This window comes from uncultured Brevundimonas sp., from assembly GCF_947305955.1.
Taxonomy (GTDB): Bacteria; Pseudomonadota; Alphaproteobacteria; order Caulobacterales; family Caulobacteraceae; genus Brevundimonas.
Genome location: NZ_CAMZFB010000082.1, coordinates 1 through 5,694 on the forward strand (window position 1 = coordinate 1; position 5,694 = coordinate 5,694).

The 5,694-nt window shown below is 59.8% G+C and carries 7 protein-coding genes and 1 pseudogene; 4 read left to right on the forward strand and 4 right to left on the reverse strand.

What is annotated here, in order from left to right; all coding sequences use genetic code 11:
- On the forward strand, positions 1-191 hold a 191-nt coding region (locus Q0Y42_RS13825; RefSeq protein WP_297804929.1), incomplete at its 5' end, for a hypothetical protein.
- Positions 192-211: 20 nt separating this feature from the next.
- Here Q0Y42_RS13825 and Q0Y42_RS13830 read toward each other — a convergent pair.
- Entirely contained in the window at positions 212-1,189 is a 978-nt protein-coding gene (locus tag Q0Y42_RS13830; protein ID WP_172686444.1) for a GlxA family transcriptional regulator, read from the reverse strand.
- 262 nt (positions 1,190-1,451) lie between these two features.
- On the opposite strand from Q0Y42_RS13830, the gene Q0Y42_RS13835 reads away from it, so the two are divergent.
- Both Q0Y42_RS13835 and Q0Y42_RS13840 read left to right on the forward strand, forming a co-directional pair.
- Positions 1,452-2,288 carry an alpha/beta hydrolase gene (locus Q0Y42_RS13835; protein WP_297804941.1) on the forward strand — a complete coding sequence of 279 codons (837 nt, stop codon included), beginning with the start codon at positions 1,452-1,454 and terminating at the stop codon, positions 2,286-2,288.
- Between the two features lie 135 nt (positions 2,289-2,423).
- Positions 2,424-2,564, forward strand: a pseudogene (locus Q0Y42_RS13840) (IS701 family transposase); the annotation flags it as partial.
- Here Q0Y42_RS13840 and Q0Y42_RS13845 read toward each other — a convergent pair.
- Positions 2,524-3,093: a hypothetical protein gene (locus tag Q0Y42_RS13845; RefSeq protein WP_297804943.1), complete on the reverse strand. Its 570-nt coding sequence runs from the start codon at positions 3,091-3,093 to the stop codon at positions 2,524-2,526. The pseudogene Q0Y42_RS13840 and the gene Q0Y42_RS13845 sit on opposite strands and share 41 nt — an antisense overlap.
- A 156-nt stretch (positions 3,094-3,249) precedes the next feature.
- Positions 3,250-4,149, reverse strand: coding sequence for a LysR family transcriptional regulator (locus Q0Y42_RS13850; RefSeq protein WP_149149226.1), 900 nt, complete (start codon positions 4,147-4,149; stop codon positions 3,250-3,252).
- Between the two features lie 89 nt (positions 4,150-4,238).
- Here Q0Y42_RS13850 and Q0Y42_RS13855 point away from each other — a divergent pair, with 89 nt between their 5' ends.
- Positions 4,239-5,000, forward strand: a complete 762-nt coding sequence (locus Q0Y42_RS13855; RefSeq protein ID WP_297804935.1) for an SDR family oxidoreductase — start codon at positions 4,239-4,241, stop codon at positions 4,998-5,000.
- A gap of 45 nt (positions 5,001-5,045) precedes the next feature.
- Here Q0Y42_RS13855 and Q0Y42_RS13860 read toward each other — a convergent pair.
- The coding region (locus tag Q0Y42_RS13860) for a zincin-like metallopeptidase domain-containing protein (RefSeq protein ID WP_297804938.1) at positions 5,046-5,694 on the reverse strand (649 nt) is incomplete at its 5' end.

The window sequence follows — 5,694 nt, forward strand, 5'->3', positions numbered from 1 at the left end:
AAAACAATGGCATATCAAAGGTCATCGAAGAACCAGAAACTTTGCGACACTGCCCAATGGAAAGCCAGCTGCGGATGAGCGTGCAATCAGCAAAACTGATGCTGAAAATTCTGCAAGGGGAGCGTCCGGATTCACTCGTCAACCCCAGCGTCTGGGACGAGCATCTAACAAGGCTGAGTGCCGGAACATGAGTTCTGCCGGATAGTGTGGTTCATGCGACGCCGAAGCGCTGGCGGTAGAGATTCGGAAGCAAGCCGGTGATCTTGTGGAATACCTTCCGGAAGGCGGCGGGGTCGGAATAGCCGACCGACCAGGCGATCTGATCGACGGAGCGGTTCGTCAGTTCCAGCGCATCGCGCGCCTTCATGATGCGGATGTGCTGGAGATATTCCGTCGGGCGCAGCCCCGTTGCCTTGGCAAAACGGCGCATGAAGGTCCGTTCCGTCAACCCTGCGCGGGCCGCGAGGTCGGGAATGTTCTGCGTTTCGGCGGCATGGGCATGGATATGGTGCTGTACGCGCAGAATCTCGCCATCGCCGTGATCGAACTTCGGGATGAAGGCGCTGAAGGCGCGCTGCTCGTGCCGCGGCGGGTCGATTAGCAGGAAGCGGGCCGTGGCCAGCATCACGCTCGGTCCCAGGAGTTTTGCCACAAGCGTAAGGCCGAGGTCCGTCCAGGCAAGGATTCCGCCGGCCGTCAGGATGTCGCCATCGTCGATGACCATGTTCTGGGCGGCGACTTTTACATTCGGAAAACGATGGGCGAGCGCTTCGGCAAAGGCCCAGTGCGTCGTCGCCCGGCGGTTGTTGATGAGCCCCGTTTCGGCCAGGACGAAGGCCCCCGCGCAGACGGAACAGAGCGTCACGCCTTCGGCATGGCGGGCGGCCATCCAGTTCGAGGCGACTGTCATGGGCTGCATTTTTTCCGGCATGATAAGGCTCGGTGGCGCGATTGCATAGCTTATCCGGTGCGGCCGTCCGGAATGGCTGTCCCAAACGCAGCGTACCTCCTGTCCATCCACCTGCCACTGCGAAACGCGGATGGCCCGTAGCTGGTCCTGCCCGGGTTCGCGCGCCGCCCACTCTCCGGCAATGCGGAAAAGATCGGTCAAGCCGTACACGGCGGCAAGCTGGCAATCGGGATAGATCAGAAGCGCCACTTCGGCGACCAGATTTTCGTCACGGATCATTTTGTCACTTTTGACTCTAATGATGTCATTTTAGCCACGTCTCTTTCATGCCCGCTTCCGTCATAACTGTCCATGTCAAAACGACGTGGCGGCCGAAAAGACCGCGGAAAGGAGCCAGATGACACTTCCATCCCTCACCGGGCCAATGGCGGCGCGGCGCAGCCTTCTCATCGCGGGCGGCACCATCATCGCCGCCATCGGCCTCTCGTCCAATGCCTTTGCACAAGCCCTTACCCATTCTTCACAAACAGGAGACACTTCCATGAGCAACGGATTCATCACCGCCAGCGACGGCACCCGCATCTTCTACAAGGACTGGGGTCCGAAGGACGCGCAGCCCATCGTTTTCCACCACGGCTGGCCGCTGAGCGCGGACGACTGGGATAACCAGATGCTGTACTTCCTGTCGCAGGGCTACCGGGTGATTGCCCATGACCGTCGCGGCCATGGCCGCTCGGATCAGACCGACACGGGCAACGAAATGGACACCTATGCCGCAGACGTGGCTGGTCTCGCTGCGGCACTCGATCTGAAGAACGCAATCCATATCGGCCATTCGACCGGCGGCGGCGAGGTCGCTCGTTATGTCGCACGCGCCGAAAAGGGACGGGTCGCCAAGGCGGCGTTGCTTGGCGCCGTGCCGCCGATCATGCTGAAGACCGCGGCGAACCCGGAAGGCCTGCCGATCGAGGTCTTCGACGGCTTCCGTGCCGCGCTGGTGGCGAACCGGGCGCAGTTCTTCATCGACGTACCCTCAGGCCCGTTCTACGGCTTCAACCGGCCGGACACTAAGGTCAGCCAGGGGCTGATCGACAACTGGTGGAGGCAGGGCATGGCCGGCGGCGCCAAGGCGCAGTACGACTGCATCAAGGCCTTCTCCGAGACCGACTTCACCGAGGACCTGAAGGCGATCGACGTGCCGGTGCTGGTGCTGCACGGCGAGGACGACCAGATCGTGCCGATCGCGGATTCGGCCCACAAGGCGATCAAGCTGCTGAAGCACGGCACGCTGAAGACATATCCCGGCCTTTCGCACGGCATGTTCGCGACGCATCCGGAAGTGGTCAATGCTGACCTGCTGGCCTTCATCAAGGCTTGAGTGGTTTCTGGTCCCGCAGGGGCAGCCATAGGCTGCCCTTGCGGGGATCTTGCCATAAATACCCTCTCCACAGCAACGGCAAGTTCCTAGCATTACAGTTGCGCTTTTTGCCGACTTCTGAATCCCTGGGTTTCCATGATTCGGAGGTCATGGATGGCGGGTGCATCTATTGAGGCGACGCTTGAGCTTTGGGCGTCTTCGTTGCGTGATGTGAAGGCGCGGATGCGGCCACTGTTCACACAGGACCGTGTTGCGAGTTCGGCAGGGCAGTTTCTGGCGTCTTGTCGCGGAATGGCCTCTTGCGCGTCACAAGGTATTCCATGAACGCCACGACATCACGGACGTTCAGTGCCAACAGGTCGAGCATATCGTCGCCGAAGCGATGATCGAGAAAGCGGTCCGCGAACCGGAGCACATGATAGATCGTGCGTGGGCTGAGGCCTCGCTGTCGGACAAGATAGGTTTCGAAGTTGCCCAGTAGTTCTGTGCGTTCAGCTTGCGCAGGTGTCAGAGGCGGCCGTGTCGCGACGCCTATTTCAATCAGGTGCGTGACGAACAGCCTTGCGAGATTGGGGATCTTCACCTGGCTCTTCGGCGTGGCCGGCAATCTCTGCCCCAACTCGACGGCAAGGTCTGGCGTCAACGCCGATGGAGTGATGCCCTCAGCGTCGAGCAAGCGACCGAACGGCCGAAGTAGGCAACGATAGTTGTCCAGCGTGGATGGCTTGTATTTTCGGAATGAAAGACTTTTCTCGAACGTTTCAAGATAGCAATCGATGCAGGTAGTATCGTTGGATATTTCCATTTCTTGTGCTCCATGTTGTTGGAGCAACAATCTTGGTGGCAAATCGGGAATGTTTGACCAGCCCTGCGGCGGATTTCGACCAGACCACATACGTCCGCGACGATCGATGAAGTTGTCCGCTTCGAGCCCTAACCGGCCATTGCCGTTACGCTGTGATTACCACCTATGCGGGCACAGATAGTCTATGAAAGCGCGTAAAGGTGCGGGCACATGTTCGCGTCCATGATAGAAGAGCAGTGGCCCGTCGAAGCTCTGCCACCAAGGCTCCAAGACCGGTACCAGAGCGCCGCTGTCAATCTGCGGCTGCAGCCATTCCTCGTAGAGATGAACAATGCCGCACCCATCGACCGCCATCGAAACCGCCAGATCGACTGCTGTGACATCGACTGTCGCAGGACCTTGCACCTCCACGCGGACGATCTCGCCCTCTTTCTCGAATTCCCAAGGCATCGGATGACCGCCCCCGACGAATGCCGGTAGGCAGGCATGCCGATCCAGATCCTGAGGATGAAGGGGATACCCATGCCGTGCCAGGTAGGCGGGCGAGGCAGCGGTGGCAAATCTCTGGCGCGACGGCCCGATGGGCGTAAGCACCATGTTCTTCGTCACCTTATCGTCATAGCGGATACCCGCATCGCATCCCGCAGCCAGGATATCGACGACGCCATGCTCCGCGATGATCTCTACCCGGACATCCGGATAGGCCTTTGAAAACCCGGGCAAGAGGCGTGGCAGCACAAGGCGCGCAACGCCCAAAGGAACATTCAGCCGGAGCGTGCCGCTCGGCATGCCTCGAAATTCACTGGCACTCTCCAGCGCCGCTTCCATCTCCGACATCGCGGCCTGAAGGCGGTGCAGCAGATGCGCCCCGGCCTCTGTGGTGGTGACGCTGCGGGTCGTACGGTTCAACAGCCGGACCCCGAGCTGATCTTCAAGCCGCCTCACTGCGCCACTCAGGCTGGACGCGCTCATATCGGATGTCTTGGCCGCCTCGCGAAAGCCACCGGCTGTAGCGACCGCAATGAAGGCGCGGGCCGCGGAGAAGTCACTCTTCATTGTGCAATTTTCCGTACAGAATGTAGATTTATAACCACCTTATCCTGAACAAATGTCTTGTCTATATCTCCCCTACAAGGAGAATATTCATGAAAAGTACAGCATCTATCGCAATCATCACCGGTGGCAGCAGAGGCATGGGCCGGGATACCGCCCTCCGCTTGGCTCAACGCGGCGTATCGTCCATCATCACTTATCACTCTCGGCAGGAAGAGGCCGATAAGGTGGTTTCGGACATCAAGAAGGTTGGGGCGCAGGCTGCCGCGCTTCAGCTTGATGTCGGCAAGGCTTCGAGCTTCCCGAACTTCGCTGACAGCGTTCGCACCACCCTCGCCCAGATGGGAGCCGACCGCTTCGACTATCTGGTGAACAACGCGGGGATCTCCTCTACGGCGACCCTCGCAGACGGAACCGAAGCCGAAATGGACGCGCAATTCGCGGTGCATTTCAAAGGACCGTTCCTGCTGACCCAGGTGCTTCTGCCGCTGATGAAGGACGGGGGGCGCATCGTGAACATCTCGTCGGGGCTGACGCGCTTCTCATTCCCGGGCCGGGCGATCTACGGGCCGATGAAAGCGGCGGTGGAAACCCTGACACGTTACATGGCGCTGGAACTTGGTCCGCGCGGTATCGCCGTTAACGTGGTCGCGCCCGGAGCCATAGCGACCGACTTCAGCGGCGGCGTCACCCGCGACGACCACGAGGTCAACAAGGCGCTGGCAACCCGCACCGCACTCGGTCGCGTCGGTGGCCCCGAAGACGTTGGCCCGGTGATCGCCAGCCTCCTCACGGATGCGTTCGGTTGGGTCAATGGACAGCGGATCGAGGTCACCGGCGGCATGAATCTCTGATGATCAGTCGTGGTGCATGCGTCTTTCTCGATGGCCCTTTCTGCGTCAGTGGCCATTGAGGATGAGGACTCTATCGGCGGCAGGGAAAGCCACACTGGGCACGGTTTCCTGCTGCCGCGAACGTCCGGAAAGTTCCGCATATCTGATAGCCAGACTTCGAGAACGGCGGCATTTAATCAGCACCTCCGAGTTCCTCGAAGCGCTCTGATTATGCCGAACTGTTGCATGGCCGAACACAGGTGCGAAAGCCACCAAACCCCGGCCATGCGGCATAACCCAGCTTACGGCATAATGGACGGTCTCATGCGCAAGTGTGGCAGAATATGCGCTCGCGCTGTGAAAGGTTGCAATCGGCGGCATGTGAATGACGTCCTCAACGGGGTTATAATAGGCGCGGGGGTCGCTGGTGGTGGCGATGTGCGCTCCGGTCGCGGCAAAGAAGGTTTCAAGCTGCGGGTCGGGTTCGGTGCCAAGGTCGCGGGGCGCTTCCGGGGCTTTTCCGGCGAATTGCTCCGGCAAACCGTCGATCTGGTCGGCGTTGAAAACGCGGTAAGCCCGTGCGAAGCCGCGTTCTTCCTTTTCGCCGGTTTCCTCGTTCATATTCTCGAAGCGGCCGATTTTTACCACGGTGGCGGATTTCGGCAGTGTCGCAAAGTTTCTGGTTCTTCGATGACCTTTGATATGCCATTGTTTT

What these genes read in the sequence shown, in the direction of transcription:
- Q0Y42_RS13850 (WP_149149226.1), bottom strand. Translation starts at nt 4,149, where the DNA reads ATGAAGAGTGACTTCTCCGCGGCCCGCGCCTTCATTGCGGTCGCTACA.
- Q0Y42_RS13855 (WP_297804935.1), top strand. Translation starts at nt 4,239, where the DNA reads ATGAAAAGTACAGCATCTATCGCAATCATCACCGGTGGCAGCAGAGGC.
- Q0Y42_RS13845 (WP_297804943.1), bottom strand. Translation starts at nt 3,093, where the DNA reads ATGGAAATATCCAACGATACTACCTGCATCGATTGCTATCTTGAAACG.
- Q0Y42_RS13830 (WP_172686444.1), bottom strand. Translation starts at nt 1,189, where the DNA reads ATGATCCGTGACGAAAATCTGGTCGCCGAAGTGGCGCTTCTGATCTAT.
- Q0Y42_RS13835 (WP_297804941.1), top strand. Translation starts at nt 1,452, where the DNA reads ATGAGCAACGGATTCATCACCGCCAGCGACGGCACCCGCATCTTCTAC.